This is a genomic window from Acidianus sp. HS-5 (assembly GCF_021655615.1).
Lineage (GTDB): Archaea > Thermoproteota > Thermoprotei_A > Sulfolobales > Sulfolobaceae > Acidianus.
The window spans coordinates 1,230,080-1,244,498 of sequence record NZ_AP025245.1 but is presented as its reverse complement, the minus strand read 5'-3'; the positions used below and the strand labels follow the sequence as shown (position 1 = coordinate 1,244,498).

The 14,419-nt window shown below is 34.6% G+C and carries 15 protein-coding genes; 11 read left to right on the top strand and 4 right to left on the bottom strand.

Annotated elements, in window-relative coordinates; all coding sequences use genetic code 11:
* The first annotated feature begins 136 nt into the window (after positions 1 to 136).
* From doxD to HS5_RS06750, 3 genes are all read left to right on the top strand, one after another.
* Complete coding sequence (doxD, locus tag HS5_RS06760; RefSeq protein WP_236753402.1) at positions 137 to 691, top strand: thiosulfate:quinone oxidoreductase large subunit; 555 nt, start codon at positions 137 to 139, stop codon at positions 689 to 691.
* A 5-nt stretch (positions 692 to 696) separates the two neighbouring features.
* Positions 697 to 1,203: a thiosulfate:quinone oxidoreductase small subunit gene (gene doxA, locus HS5_RS06755; protein WP_236753401.1), complete on the top strand. Its 507-nt coding sequence runs from the start codon at positions 697 to 699 to the stop codon at positions 1,201 to 1,203.
* 83 nt (positions 1,204 to 1,286) lie between these two features.
* Complete coding sequence (locus HS5_RS06750; protein ID WP_236753400.1) at positions 1,287 to 1,604, top strand: hypothetical protein; 318 nt, start codon at positions 1,287 to 1,289, stop codon at positions 1,602 to 1,604.
* A gap of 33 nt (positions 1,605 to 1,637) precedes the next feature.
* Here HS5_RS06750 and HS5_RS06745 read toward each other — a convergent pair whose 3' ends face one another.
* Positions 1,638 to 2,267, bottom strand: a complete 630-nt coding sequence (locus HS5_RS06745; RefSeq protein WP_236753399.1) for a hypothetical protein — start codon at positions 2,265 to 2,267, stop codon at positions 1,638 to 1,640.
* 79 nt (positions 2,268 to 2,346) lie between these two features.
* Between HS5_RS06745 and HS5_RS06740 the strand changes: the two genes are divergently transcribed.
* Positions 2,347 to 2,598 (top strand): hypothetical protein, encoded by a 252-nt coding sequence (locus HS5_RS06740; protein ID WP_236753398.1) that lies wholly within the window; start codon positions 2,347 to 2,349, stop codon positions 2,596 to 2,598.
* Here the strand turns inward: HS5_RS06740 and HS5_RS06735 are convergent.
* Positions 2,590 to 3,192 carry a sulfite oxidase-like oxidoreductase gene (locus tag HS5_RS06735; RefSeq protein WP_236753397.1) on the bottom strand — a complete coding sequence of 201 codons (603 nt, stop codon included), beginning with the start codon at positions 3,190 to 3,192 and terminating at the stop codon, positions 2,590 to 2,592. The genes HS5_RS06740 and HS5_RS06735 overlap by 9 nt on opposite strands.
* Before the next feature lie 106 nt (positions 3,193 to 3,298).
* On the opposite strand from HS5_RS06735, the gene HS5_RS06730 reads away from it, so the two are divergent.
* The 7 genes from HS5_RS06730 to HS5_RS06700 all read left to right on the top strand — a co-directional run bounded on the left by HS5_RS06730 (position 3,299) and on the right by HS5_RS06700 (position 12,266).
* Positions 3,299 to 4,126 carry an ABC transporter ATP-binding protein gene (locus tag HS5_RS06730; RefSeq protein WP_236753396.1) on the top strand — a complete coding sequence of 276 codons (828 nt, stop codon included), beginning with the start codon at positions 3,299 to 3,301 and terminating at the stop codon, positions 4,124 to 4,126.
* Entirely contained in the window at positions 4,116 to 4,835 is a 720-nt protein-coding gene (locus tag HS5_RS06725; RefSeq protein WP_236753395.1) for an ABC transporter permease, read from the top strand. Before HS5_RS06730 ends, HS5_RS06725 begins: the two co-directional genes overlap by 11 nt.
* Before the next feature lie 38 nt (positions 4,836 to 4,873).
* Complete coding sequence (locus HS5_RS06720) at positions 4,874 to 5,779, top strand: ABC transporter ATP-binding protein (protein ID WP_236753394.1); 906 nt, start codon at positions 4,874 to 4,876, stop codon at positions 5,777 to 5,779.
* The gene (locus HS5_RS06715; RefSeq protein ID WP_236753488.1) at positions 5,775 to 6,611 is read left to right on the top strand and encodes an ABC transporter permease; all 837 of its coding nucleotides are present in this window, start codon (positions 5,775 to 5,777) and stop codon (positions 6,609 to 6,611) included. Before HS5_RS06720 ends, HS5_RS06715 begins: the two co-directional genes overlap by 5 nt.
* 35 nt (positions 6,612 to 6,646) lie before the next feature.
* Entirely contained in the window at positions 6,647 to 10,051 is a 3,405-nt protein-coding gene (locus HS5_RS06710; RefSeq protein ID WP_236753393.1) for an MMPL family transporter, read from the top strand.
* Between the two features lie 71 nt (positions 10,052 to 10,122).
* Positions 10,123 to 10,884 (top strand): ParA family protein, encoded by a 762-nt coding sequence (locus HS5_RS06705; protein WP_236753392.1) that lies wholly within the window; start codon positions 10,123 to 10,125, stop codon positions 10,882 to 10,884.
* Positions 10,885 to 11,108: 224 nt separating this feature from the next.
* Positions 11,109 to 12,266 carry a glycosyltransferase family 39 protein gene (locus tag HS5_RS06700; RefSeq protein WP_236753391.1) on the top strand — a complete coding sequence of 386 codons (1,158 nt, stop codon included), beginning with the start codon at positions 11,109 to 11,111 and terminating at the stop codon, positions 12,264 to 12,266.
* On the opposite strand, the gene HS5_RS06695 is transcribed toward HS5_RS06700, so the two are convergent.
* On the bottom strand, positions 12,245 to 13,834 hold the full coding sequence (locus HS5_RS06695; protein WP_236753390.1) for an APC family permease: 1,590 nt from the start codon (positions 13,832 to 13,834) through the stop codon (positions 12,245 to 12,247). The two genes, HS5_RS06700 and HS5_RS06695, sit on opposite strands and share 22 nt — an antisense overlap.
* Before the next feature lie 197 nt (positions 13,835 to 14,031).
* Complete coding sequence (locus HS5_RS06690) at positions 14,032 to 14,415, bottom strand: transferase (protein WP_236753389.1); 384 nt, start codon at positions 14,413 to 14,415, stop codon at positions 14,032 to 14,034.
* Between the last annotated feature and the right edge of the window lie 4 nt (positions 14,416 to 14,419).

Below are 14,419 nucleotides of genomic sequence, written 5' to 3'. Positions count from 1 at the left end.
ATGTATATATTTTTACACTAGATTTTCTTGTTTTTTTAATATTATATAAAAAAAGATATACGGCTTTATACATTTTAAAGTTATAAAAGGATAACCTTTTTAATTTTAGTAAACAAATATACATTTTGGTGGTAAGATGTCAGGAAAACAATCAGAAGAGTTCAAGAGAACTGAAAAGATGACAAGGATGGAGTACCTATTCCCAGTAAGGTTTGCAGTTGGTTGGATGTTCTTAGATGGAGGACTAAGAAAGGCAGTATTAAAGCCCGCAAAATTAGATCCTAATTCAGCATCATTCGTAGGAGGAAAGTTAGTAAACTTCTTACCTCATGCAGGACCTTTTAAAGGACTATTATTAATGACATTGGAGAATAGAGCCTTCGATGTTACTTTCCTCACGATCTTCAGTTATATTGAGATAATTGCAGGTCTATTTATAATTATAGGTTTGCTAACTAGATTGGCAGCACTTGGAGCCTTAGCGATGTCAGTAGGTTTTGCTCCCGCATACTGGTTAGGTTCTACCTGCGAAGACGAATGGCAGATAGGCGCGTTATTAACTGCTGGATCAGTAATGCTGATACTAACTGGTGCAGGAAGAGTTTGGGGATTAGACTACTACTTGTTCAAGAAGCTTGGAGATAGGCCAATAGCAAACGTACCTATTCTTAAGTGGATTAAATTATGGTGATAAAAATGGAGAAAGTCACAATAATTGGTTTAATATTTGCTATACTTGTAGTAGGTTTTATATTAGCTACAGGTCAGTGGGCTTACGGTAACGTAGTAGGACCGCTATTTAACGATTCAAAGATTCCTCAGCTAAAAATCACTTATGCCTCGGCTTACGAGAATGCTAAAGGAACTTACTTAACATTAAATATAACTGACTGCGACGGACCAGATGCCTATCCTGCATCCGCACCTATGATGGAGATTTACAACTCAACATGGCACGTATTCCTATACTCTTACAACATCTCTAACGATACAGTAAAGATAATACAAGCACCATGGAATGAAAATAAGAAAGACTCCGTTAATTGGTACAGCGGGTTTGTAGTAATATTAGGCAGTGAGGCACAGTTCCAGTTACAATTACCATTCCATCTATCTCCAGGAACTTATACTATAAAGCTATATACTCCTGCAGTATCAGCTAAAGTTCTCGCAAAGCAGACTGCAACAATAACTATAAGTTAAATTACTTTTTCCTTCCTCATTTTATTTATAGAATATTTTTAAATTGTAGAAAATGTTAAAATATATGAAACGGATTTTTTCTTATGAAAGTTTCAATTTATCCAGAAAAAGATTCTGTAGAAATGTGCTTCGAAGGAGCTACGATAAAGTTATTTATAGTTGGTAACGAAGTTCACATAGCAGAAGAGGTAACTTATGAAGTCACAACTGGAGAAGTTTTATCTAAACTCCAGGTTGTAATAAAAGATGGTAAAGCTTACTTACAGTCACCTTTTGGCTTAAATGAAATTTCCTCTCCCGAGAATATTTTTAAAGGGATAAAGGCAGTACTAGAGGAGATAAAGGAGAAGCATAAAGGACTTTATGAAAAGTTTAATAACTTAGTGCCAACTACTCAATGAAAATTTTTGTAATTTATTTTTCATTTTAAGTCTTTATAGTACATAGTTCATAATATCTGTGATTGCTTGAGTCTCATTTATATTCCCTTTGTAAAACATTATTGCAATTTCGTTTCCAGCATATCCTATTGAAAACTGATAACAGCATATTGAAGCTATGAAGGCATTTTCGCTTATATTATGAAAGCTTAAGTCTATTACCTTGCTCTCGCCCTTAAATGTACTGTAAATTGTATCATAAATCTCCTTAGGTTCAGTAAGTGAAGAGTAATTTAGTATAACAGCTGAAAGAGTACCATTTTCATTATAAAATGTTGTAAAATTAATTCTATTAAGATCTACTTCTATTATGCCAAGATATTTACTTATTTGAGGATTTATTATAGAGAGATTTCCAGAACTAACGTTTCGAGTAGTCCCGTTATAAAAATGAACTACGTACTCAGACTTCTCAACCTCCACATATCCAGAAAGACTATCGTTTTCTTCCCATTTTCCTCCAAAATATTTATCTACAGTTTGTGCATTAACAATTTTTGCGCTTGTTGTAGAAGGCCTATTGTTCATGTTCAAGTAAGGTAATGATATAAAGATTACTGCAAAAATTACTAAAACTATTATGAGACTTACTATCATCCTAAACTTCATGGTTCTGGATTTCATAATACTCAATTGTTTCATAAAATTATAAAGCTCTTCAAAAGCATTAACGAATATTTACTTTTTTAACAATCTCTATGCTATGGAAGAAGCTATAAATCTAGCAAAAATGGGCAAACCTTTAATGGCAATGTTAGTAATAAAATCTTATGTCCAAGATAAAATGGATGAAGGATTAGACATTAATAAAATGGATAAGGTGTGCAGAGATCTTATTTCAGCAATTTTAGCTACTCCGTCAGTAAACGACGAAAGCTGGAGAGTGTTCCTACCTTCTCCTTCAATAGAAGAAATTGAGGCAGTAGTTCAAAAACTAAAGGAATGCTTAGGTTAATATTGGCCTTCTAGCTATATGATGCTTTCCTCCGGGGTCTTTAAACCTCTCCTCTTCCCAAACATTGCCTCTCTCGTGGTACCCTCTCTCTTCCCAATAGCCATCAACATATTCGGAAACGAACTCTATTTCTGTTAGCCATTTTGCGCTCTTCCAACCGTAAAGGTGAGGCATAAATGGTCTTGCAGGAAATCCTTGCTCTGCACTTAAAGGCTTACCGTTAATCCTTAAGGCGATTATTGAATCTTCTGCTAAAACGTCATCCCTAGGAACTACTGAAGTATAACCGTCTAAAGAGTAGAATATAACCCATTTTGCTTCGTCCTTGACCTTAGCCTTGTCTATTAATGTTTTTATCTTTATGCCTTCCCAGTAAACATCTTTTATACTCCAGCCTGTAACGCAGTGAAAGTCCTTTGTATACTTAGTATCTATCATATTCAGAAGTTGGTCATAAGTAAATTCTAAGGGATTTTCAACTAGACCACTTATCTTTAGCCTGTAATCTTTAATATTAACTTCTGGAACTCCAAGCGCTGCGTAATATATAAACTTTTTAAGGTATCTTTGCCCTGGCGGTATTTGAGTCTGCATGTATTATAGTTCCTTTAACAGCATTTAAAAATATATTAGAATAATTATAATGAAGACCTATTAGCTGGCATATTAATCTTTTTACCTCTAACGAAATTATTCCCTTATGATTTTTACTGAGAAACTAACTAAGGTTTACAGAGACGGAACGAGAGCATTAGATGAACTTTCGGTTAATTTAGATGGTAAGATTTCCTGTGTATTAGGTAGAAATGGCGCAGGTAAAACTACACTAATTAGAATTCTTTCAACTCAACTCCTACCAACATCAGGAAGAGCAGTAATAGAAGGATTTGACGTAGTTAAGGAAGTCAAAAAAGTAAGGAAAATAATAGCTAGCATTCCTCAAGAGGCTTCGCCTATGGGAATTTCCTCACCTTTAGAACACGTTGCGATGTATTTAACGGCTAGGGGTTTTTCAATCTCAGAGGCATTAAAGACAGCTAAATCTGTATTAAAAGAGGTTGGGTTAGGAGAGGTAATGGATAAACCTACGGATGAACTATCGGGAGGAATGAAAAGGAAGGTTTTCGTTGCAATGGCTATTGCATCTAATGCTGATATAGTGTTTTTAGATGAACCAACTACTGGACTAGATCCAATTTCTAGGCTTGAAGTTTGGTCTGCAATTAAGCAAATGAGATCCAAGATCGTTTTAACGACGCATTACATGGAAGAAGCTGAGGAGCTTTGCAGTAAGATAGCAATAATAAACAGGGGAAAGCTTGTTGATTATGGCACGGTTGATGAATTGTTATCTACGTTAAGAGGAAAAGTGAGAGTAGAGGGAGAAGGTAACATAAAAATAGGCAGTCTTACTCTATCTTATGTAGATGAAGATGAAGCAAGGAAACTCGTAGGAAAAGGGGTAGTAATAAAACCAATAAGTCTAGAGGACGTAATGATAACGAAGGGATTGTACTATGAGGAGTAATTTCATTCTTACTTTTGCTTGGTTCTATGGGTATTCGAACATAAGAAGAGCTCCTATCTACATTTTAGCTTACCTTTCTCTGCCCTTATCTTTGCTCTTCTTCATTTACGTAATCTCAAAGGGAGAGCTTTTAGCTTACGGAATAGTAGGAGGGCTACTCTCGGTAATAGTATCTAACTCTATTTCCTTAATAGGAGATTTTGCCTTCTTAAGGTTGCAGTTAAGACTACAAGATCTGCTTGTATCTACTGAAATAGGTCCCATGGATTACATACTAGGCTTAACTTTAGGTAATTTCATCTACACTCTGCCAGGAATAGTGATTTATATTTTATTAGGGATCATATTTCACGTTTTCTCTACTATTCAGTTGCTTATTATTCTAGGAATTTCAGCAGTACTACTTATATCTACTACTTCACTCTCAATAACTTTAGCAAGTTTAATAAGACATACAAGACATTCGTGGGGATTATCTACTTTCCTCTCGCTCATTTTCACAATACTTCCTCCACTTTATTATCCTTACTCAATACTTCCGAAAGATGTACTTTACCTGCTTTTATTATCACCATCAACTCCAGCGTCAATGATTGTCCAAGGAATTTTGAATTTACAAAATACAGATCAAATATCCATTGTAGCGTTTATTTTAGAAAGTATAGTGCTTATTTCCTTACCAAGATACGCAATGAGATGGAGAGAATAGCACAAGAATAAAAATTCCTGCAACAAATGTTATTTTACATGATAATTGCCGAAGGAATTAAGAAGAAGTACGGAAGTAAGCCTGCACTGAAAGGAGTTACTTTAAAAGCAGAAAAAGGGAAAATAACAGCAATATTAGGCCCTAATGGCGCAGGTAAAACTACATTAATTAGAGTTATTTTAGGTCTGATCTTCCCCGATGATGGAGAAGTTAGAATTTTGAATAAGGATCCCTTTAAGGATAAGTCAATATTTAAAAAAATAGGTTATATTCAAGAGTTGCCTAATCTCCCTCCCTTTCTTACGGGAAAGGAAGTACTTGAATTTTCAGCAAAAATAAAAGGAATTGGCAAGTCAGAAATTCCTAAACTCCTAGAAATGGTAGGAATGACAGAGAATGCCAATAAGAAGATTGCAAAGTACAGTAAAGGAATGATTCAAAGGATAGCAATTGCAGAAGCTATGTTAGGTAATCCAGAAGTTCTCATAATGGATGAGCCAAATATGGGCACAGATCCTGTGTTGATCTCTAACTTTAGGAACATAGTGAAGAACATTGCTAAGGAAGGAAAGACTGTATTAATGACATCTCATGAAATGGAGGACGTAAAAAAGATTGCAGATAAAGTTTACTTCATTTATAAGGGATCAGTATATTTTGAAGGAACCGTTGAGGATTTAATAAAGAGATTTCTAGGAATAAGAGTAATAATTGAGACTGAAGATATGGAAAATCTGAAGACAGAAGTTAGTAAAATGGATTTCGTGAGAAATGTGGAAGAAGGGGAGAAGAATAAAGTGATTTTAACGCTTGACGAAGACAGGAGAGAAGAGCTTATTAAAAGATTGGTTCTAGCAGGAGTAAGGATTAGGTCTTTCTACTTAGATAATGAATTAGAGGAAGCTTATTTGAATATAGTTAAAGAGGCTATGTCTAATGATTGAGAAAATTATGGTTTATGAAATTAAGAGAGCAATTGCAAGAAAGAAGGTCATAACTTTAGTTGCAATCACTTTACTATTTGAAATAGGAGTTTACCTTTCCCTTGCAGAGTTCAGAACTCCGAGGATAGAAAAATTATTATCGCCAATAGAAGATTTACTTTGGTTAGCTGGAGTTCTTTTACCTCAAAGTTTACTTATTCACTTTATTTCCATATCCATTTCCTCGGGAGCTATGTCTGAAGAATACGAGCAAGGAACTGTAGATTTCTTCATGACTAAACCTATTACAAGGCTATCATTTCTGGTAGGAAAGTTTTTGGGAGGTTACGTTCTAGTTATATTAATTTACCTACTAATGGTTGCATTAGCTTTAATTTTCTCATTTTCCTTTTTTGGAAAACAAGCAGAATTAACTTTCTTGCCTGAAGTTTTACTATCAATTTTATTTTCAACTTTAACTTTCTTTTCAATAGGCTTCATGTTCGGTGAAGTTTTTAGGAGAAGTAGTCTTGCTTTCTTAGTTTCAAGTACAATCTTGATAGGCTCTATAATAATTGGTGCTGTATTGCTCTTCGTCGCAAAGCTGACAAGTTTATATTTTTTGATAGGCATAGCAATATCCTTACCCGCATGGGGATCAACAGAATTACCTTATATAATAGCTCAGGGTATTCCTCACGCATCATTAATAGTAGAGGCTTTAGAAATCTTTCCAGTAGTTCCAGGAACTACTATTGCAGCTATTGCATATATATTAGGTTATTCCAGTTTCGCAATAATAATTGCATTCATTAGTTTCTTGCATAGAGATATACCAAAGAAGGTCAGTTAAGAAAAGCTTATATTTTAGATATATCTATTCCACGTATGAATTCGAAGTTTTCAGAGTTTATTTCAAAAAAATGGTATATCGTACTTATAATTTGGATAGCCATCTTAGCAATTTCAGCACCTTTCTCAACTCTCTTCTTCAATAACGTCAGTTATCAAATAAATATTTCAACGCCGGGAAGCACTTCGGCTCAAGCTGAGAATATTGTTTCAAATTATTTCCACTTACAAGGAGCTTCTGGTGCTAACGCAATACTAATAATACAAGGAAATGTGAGCTCTTATTCACTATTTTTAGCTAATCTAACTTCTTACGGAAATATAACTATAATAAGCTACTATTCTCTAGAGAAAGATTTACTAAATACTACATTATCGAAATTACAAAATGCAACTAATTCTCTATATCCAGAAATAATAGAGATTAAAAACGGAGAGATTAAGGCAGAGAATAATCTAAGTTGCCAATACATAAAGTTAAACGGCAGTGTAGTAAAACTGGAGGAATTAAATTCTGGAGTGAAGAAAGTTGAGATTGCATTCATAAATGTAAGTAATGAAATAAACGGAACTGCGATTAAGCTTAGCCAACTCCACCAAGGAATGTTAAATAACTTGTCTGTATTCTGCAAAATTAAAGGAGGAGAGATAGAGATAAACTCTACTGCACGTAATGTATCCCTTTTCCTTTACGGCTATACTTCCTATTTCTTAAAAGAATTCTCGGAATTATATGCAGAAACTCATAACTTTACATATTCAAGTGAGGAAGCATTCCAAAGCGTAAGCAAACTCATAACTAACGAAAACGAGAGTAAGTTCTTTTATGCGTTTTACGAGTTCTGGCTGAAAAATAACTACAGCAATTTCGTAGAAAGAGCTCAGATAAGCGTTGAAAACGCTTCTACACTTCTCAACAATTCTTTCGTGTTATATCTAGAAAATTATGTAAATATAATTAACTTCGAAAATGAGACCCCTTACTGCGAATTTACCACACATTATATTAACGAAACAGAGCATGTACCTCTCAGTCTTGCCGAAGAATTATATTCTATTGAGCCTAAAACTGTATTACTTAGCATATATTCCGAAAAGACTGGACTTAATGAAACATTCCTGCAGGATGTTTTAACTCAAACAGACTTTAAAGAACTTGCGTATAACGTTATACTTTCTAAGGCTAACGTAACAGAAAGGCCTTTCGTATCAGAAGTATACTATAACTTAAGCAAAACTCCTTACGAATTTGCAGTTAATTACATTAGTTCCCAATATAACGTGTCTCCAAGCTTAGTTAGTGAAGTAAGTGGCTTTACCGAATACTCACAGTACGTTAATTTTGTTTCTTCACAAGCTTCAAATGAAAGCAAACTACCAGAATGGTTCTTCCAAGACTTAATTTATTATCATAACGTGAGCAACCTAACTGCCTATATTGTGTCTCCTAAGATAACGAAGTTACAACCAATACTTAACGCTTCTAACATAACTCCTAAAGAATTCCTTCTTTACCTACAGACTGCAAATAACAATAGTATATACAATTTATCTGCAAAACTCATAACCAATTACGCTAATTTCACTCCAATAATATGCGTAAATAAAAGCTTACTTCAGGAAGTACTATCAAAGAATGAAAGTATATCTTCGCTAGTTTTCAATTTAATAAAGAGTAATGAATTTCCAGTAACGCTTATCCATAATATCACTGACGCCCTATATTACAAGAACTACTACTTGCTCATTATGAGAGGAAACTTCACGATAAATGAAGCAAAGGACTTTCAAAATTATATAAAGAGCGAAATTCCTTTTACTTCCTACTTGTCGGGATCTAAACCTGTAAATCAACAGCTCAGAGGATTAGCTAATAGCGCATTTGCAGTAGCAATTCCTGTAGGGATTGCGCTAGCAATAATAATTACCGGAATTTACTTCAGATCGTTTGTAGCCGCATTCGTACCTTTAGGAATATACATATCAGCGTTCTTAGTTTCTTCAGTGCTAATATGGTTGGTAGTAATAAAACTACTAGGAATAACTGTAGATTTCCTAACTCCGAGCCAAGTATTGCTGTTAGCTTTAGGACTAGGGACTGACTATGTTGTTTTCATCTCAAGCAGATATATAGAGGAAAGGAGAAAGGGATTATCTAAAGACGATGCAGTAAAAGAGGCAATAAGGTGGGGTGGTAGAGCAGTTACCTTGACAGCGCTTGTAGTTATGTTATCTTTCTTATTCCTTTACATATATAATGTGCCACTAGTCTCAGATACTTCAATCTCGGAGATGTTAGCAGTGTTTGTAGTATGGCTTTCGGCAACTACGCTTTTCACCTCGATACTTAAAGCAACAGGAGATAAACTATTCTTCCCAGCAAAATTCACTAGAATTGAGAACAAGAAGAATTCAATTTCTAGACCGGTGACTAAAGTAGGAATCTTTGTAGCTGTTGTAGTTATATTTTCATTGATAGCAGTTACGATGCCCTTGAGCACTAATATCTTAGGTTTAATGCCACCTTCTCAAGCTAGTGACGGAGTTAATATATTGAGCCAAGAGTTTACTACATCAAATGTATTTCCGATCTATGTAGTAGTTCCTATCTCAACCTTCAACGAGACTACTTATAACTATGCAGTGCACATTTACAGAGAGATTTCATCTATATCTGGGGTTACAGCAGTAGAGTCTCCAGTATCGCCTTACGGAGGATTAGTTCCATATTGTAAGCTTTCAGAATATAATTATACTGAGTACGTGTCCCACGGATATATGCTATTTGTAGTAAACCAGAAATATCAGCCTTTCTCTAACCAAGCATTTCAAGTTGTACAAGCTATAGAAAACCTTCACGTGGGTTATGTAGGCGGTGGACCTGTAGATCTTTATAATATACTGCACTTCATACAAACAGACTTCATAGAGATATTCCTGTTAATTACAGTCACTATGTATATACTTCTAGTAATTATGACTAGGTCTTTCTCAGTTTCTGGTGTAGTAATATTTACAATAATGTCTGCCGTAGGAATAACTTTGGGCTTAGAGAGGTTGATCTTCGTAAATATTCTAGGGTACGGAATTTTTGCGGTAGTTCCTCTATTCTTGGTTGCAATAATTATTGGAATAGGAATGGATTATAATATATTCCTAATAGCAAGAGTTCACGAGGAAATAGAGAAAGGGGAAGATATGGAAACTGCTGTAGGAAAGAGCGTTAAAGCAATAGGGAAAACTATCATCTTCTTGGGCTTAATATTCGCAGGAACCATGGGTTCATTAATGCTGGTTAAGGCTGCAATACTGCAGGAGATGGGATTTGCTTTATCAATTGCGGCAATTCTTGAAACTTCATTATTGTGGTACTATCTAGCTCCGTCCTTACTAGTATTGCTGTATAGGAAATTCAAGATAAGGCCTAAAATGCTAGTTTAACCTAGTTTTTTTAGAAGATGTTAAAATGAATCATACAAAACTTTAAATCTTTTAAATAATTTGATTAAGCAATGAGACTTTCAGTGCTAAGTACTAAAGGAGGAGTAGGAAAGTCAACCATAGCATTACTTTTATCTAAATATTTATCACAAAATGGGGTAAAAACCCTTTTAATTGACAGAGACCCAGTAGGGTGGACATCGAACTTAGCTAAAATAAAAGGAAAAGGATTACTAGCTTCTGTAGTTGATAAAGAGGATAAAGAAGACTATTTTAAAGAGGTGAAAACAAAAGATGGAGGAGATTTTTACATTCTTAAGCTATATGGAGACGGCGTAAGATTTTATGTTGACCTAGGTATTATAAGGAAAAATGAGAACCTATATAAAAAAATTAGGGAAAAATATCAGGGAATCGTTAAAAATGGGTTTCAAGCATTTATAGTTGATAACCCGTCCATGATTCAATGGAACGACGATGAAGTCCAATGTGAGTTAAGTTTATTTAAGGAAACTTTTCCTGAAGAGAAAATATACAGACTTTACATATCAGATTCAAGCGAAATCTCAGTTGAGTCTACCCTTAGATATATCAGGGAAATAGAGAGGAGTTCTCAAAGGATAGGGCAATACATAGGGATTGTAATTAACTTAGTGCCCCCTTTTCCGGAGGATTTGGAAAGGGCAATGAGAGTTGCCAATAGGTTTGAGGGAATAAAAGTAGTCATTCCATTCATTGAAAGCCTTTTTATGCTTAACGATATTAACGTTGAACTGCCAGAACAAGTAAAATACCTAGGAAAGGAGATTTTAAAACTAAATAGTAAAGTTTAAATCATTCATGAATAGTATTATTGTGTTTAACGACTTTATATGCAATAAAGATTATAAAGGTAATATATAACCTATATATTATGCTTAGCACGTTAGAGACAAAAAGTGAGATTTCATGTAAAAAAATTGGATATAATTTTGAGATTTGTTACAGTTATTCTTCATTAAAGTCATCTAATAATAGTTTTGAATAGACTTAATTATAACCGGGTAAAAATCATTTTATGATAAGGAAATATCTCGACTTAATTTTCTATTCTACTCTTGGTATAGTAGTTGCAGTATATACTTATTTCACCGTAAAGACATTCCTTCCAGTTAATGCTTATATAGGCGACGAAGTCTGGTATCCAACTGCCGCTTATAATATGCTTAAGCTCATATTTCACGTAAGTCCTCCAATGTATTTTCCTTATCCTACCGGTCATCCCGGAATTTGTACATTTATTAATATTTGTCATCCGCCCTTAGCAAAGTATATCATGGATATATTTATCTTAATCATGGGCTATTCGCCTTTAGCTTGGAGAATACCTAGCTGGATAATAGGCGACTTAATTTTAATAACAGGCTTCTTCTTCACTAGGGAAGTACTAGGTAAGGATTTAATAGGCAATTTGGGAGGGATTTTCACTGCAGTAATATTAGCTTCTTGCCCTAATTTATGGGTACTTCACGGAACAGCAATGCTTGATATATACGTAGCTTTTTTCAGTTTTCTTAGCTTATATTTCCTCTTAAAGAATAAACTGTTACTGTCTATGATATTTTTAGGCTTAGCAATAGCTTCAAAGGAGCCTGCCGTCATGTTAATCTTTCCAGCATTATATTATATTGGTGAAATTGAAAAAAGGCCCATCAAAAGAGCTTATCTAGGTTTGGCAATTCCAGCATTGGTTTACATCATAGTCTCGTTACCTATAATAATCTATGTAGGAGGACCTTTAGCCTGGCTTCATGCTAAAATTGACAATACGGTAATTTGGGATGTAAGTAATGGACATATATCCTTGAATGCAGTGACTCAAATTTCAGCTCCTTGGGATTGGTTTTTAAACATTCATCCATTCGGTATGGGTCACGGATTTTACGCTAACGTTAATCCGATTATAATGATCTTATGGGCTGTAACTACCCCTATAGCTTTTATCATGAAGAACTTGAAGATGATAATTACTACAATGTTTGCATGGTCAGAATGGTTAGGCTTTGTTCTAGTTTATATACTAGGTAACCATACGCAGTTTAGCTTTTATGTTACAGATTTTGCTCCGTTCGTTGACTCATACGTCGTAATAGTGTTATTTACCATAGCTAGAAAGTTTTACATAAGGAAAGAAGAGAAAAACGTTAAAGAAAATTATTCCGGAGGTATTTCTTGAAATAACAACGATACTTCTATTCCCTTCTTTTTATTTAACTGTGCTGCAATGAAATAGATTATTCCACCTCCAGCATATATTATTCCCAAGCTAGCTAACGTCTGAATATTAATTGGCAAAAGAATCGGATTTCCCCAAGTTATGGCTAAGATAAATGCTAAGAACGCGAAGATTGGAAAACCTATTAAGCTAACTATTGGGATTCCAAGTATTTTCCTCTTTATTGGGACTGATCTTTCATAAACCTGTTTTCTTACATAAGGCATTAGCGCTACTGATAACGCAAAGATTGCGTAGCCTATCTCAAAAATTACTGTAACGTCTACTAATGCTATGACAGTATTGAAAGCATAAAGTAAAACTCCCGCAATTCCCATTATACCTACAAGTAGAGTAGCTTTTACTGGAGCTCTCATCTTCTCATTAACATCTGCCATCCAAGAAGGCATTATCCTGTCGAAAGACCAGGAAAATAAATATCTTACTAACGAAGTTACTAACGGAGGATTACTGTAAAAGTTAGGTAACCATAAGGCTATGAACATTATCATAAACACTATCAAATTATGATCCACAATGAGAGCAAAATATGGAGTAAAGTCACCTATTGAAGATAGGGACTTATAGACAGGATCGTTAATTCCACAGTTACTTATGTAGCTCCAAGATGTTAGGAACTTACATCCAAATGCTCTCAAATTTATGTAAGTAAAAGCAATGTAATATACTGCAATTATTAAAATAGCTACCAGTATAGAATATAGAACGTTCTTCCTTACCTGTTTCATTTCTCCAGCCCAAGATGCAGGTAAATTATACCACGTGTAGTAATACCAGATTACTGGTCCCGCTAGGAAAGTTGCGTATAATGGAGTATAGAATTTTAATCCATTGGACGTAGCATCGCTAATTACTTCGCTATAAGCATTGCTTATTCCTGTTGAGGAAGATAATGCTGTGGAAAAAGATGATGGAGATATTTGAAGTAAATAGTAAAACATCACAATTGATGTGATAAGAGTTATTATTCCTCCCCAAAAGACGAAACGCCATTGTACTCTGGGAATTATTGATAATACAATAGAAAGGAAAACTACTATTATTCCGACAACTATACTACCTATTGTCCCAGAAAACCAACAGCCTAAACTGAGGAAAAACTGGTTTGAATAAGCTAATCCTATTGAGGAAAACAAATATCCGAACCATTGTGCAGCTAAATAACTGTAATATCCTAAGGATAGAGCAAAAGCTACAAACAATCCAAAATAATTGATGAAGCCTATAGCAGGATGAACTGCCCTACTATTGAATACATAATCTCCCCCAGCTCTAGGCATTGAAATTCCAGCTATGTAAAATAAGAAAGCTGTTCCTAATGTAGGCGGTAACATCAATAGGAAAGATAAAATCCAATTCGCTCCTGGTGCAGTAAAAAGCCAACTTAGTATTAAAATTGGAACTCCTCCAGTCACTAATCCGAAGGTTGCTGATAAGGAAGCCCAAGGGCTCACTTCTCTTACTAAACCGGAGGATTCCCTAATGAAGAGATCTTTTCTTTGGGCCATTTCGGATAAAACTTAGCCCCTGCAATTTAAATTTAACCTACTCTGGATGTTAATAAATAAGGCTAATTTGAGAAAATGAATAAATCGTTTCCTTCAAAAATATTTCAATTGTAGAAGTCTGGTAATATATGCTTGAAAACTATCAAAGTTGTCTCTTTAAACTACGAAAATTTTGATTACGTAATACTAAAATATTTTTAAGACCTTCTACTGATGGGTTCTACACCTTTCTGTCTAGCTATTTCCTCTAGTTGTCTAATTTCGTTCTTATGAAAACCGAGAAAGATACCTTTACCCTTACCTCCAACATAAAGATTAGCGTTAAAGTCCAGCGAAATTTCCGGTAAAATTAATCTTATTTTATGCTCATTTATTGGAAAAGTTACTTCGTTTCCTTTCCATTCAACTAGGGGATATACTGAATGTCTGGGCCTTAATAAACCCTTGATTTTATCTCCTTCAACATCTATGTGAGTAACTCTAGCTCTTTTATACCCCTTAACATGGAGGAAAACTTTTGCGTCCACTTTTTCTCCGTCTAAATAGACTTCTGCCTGCAAAGGTATTTTTCCATCTGGCATATTC